At 51.7% G+C, this 269-nt stretch carries 1 protein-coding gene; it reads right to left on the bottom strand.

Annotation, left to right across the window (positions count from 1 at the left end):
- On the bottom strand, positions 1-269 hold a 269-nt coding region (locus QMF38_RS13335; RefSeq protein ID WP_281759284.1), incomplete at both ends, for a transposase.

Here is a 269-nt window from a genome sequence, read left to right as displayed (position 1 = left end):
TTGCGAGCGGAATCGATTAATGGTTCGAAAGTCTGGAGTCTGTCGTGCAGCGAGCCACATGAAGGGAATATTCTCGCGAAGCGCCTTAGCGATTTGGCGGGAGGAGTAAATCTTCTGGGTATATGCGTAGACCAGGACTTTGGTGAGCATCTTCGGATGAAAGCTGCTACGGCCTCCACCGGGATAGTACTTCAAAAACACATCGTCACTGATGCGGTTAACAGCCTCATTGACGACGCGTACGACGTGACCTGGCGGAATCAGTTCCT

This window comes from Alicyclobacillus hesperidum subsp. aegles (genome assembly GCF_027923525.1).
GTDB lineage: Bacteria > Bacillota > Bacilli > Alicyclobacillales > Alicyclobacillaceae > Alicyclobacillus > Alicyclobacillus aegles.
Note: the sequence above shows the minus strand (reverse complement) of the source record. Positions and strands in the feature narration are given on the sequence as shown.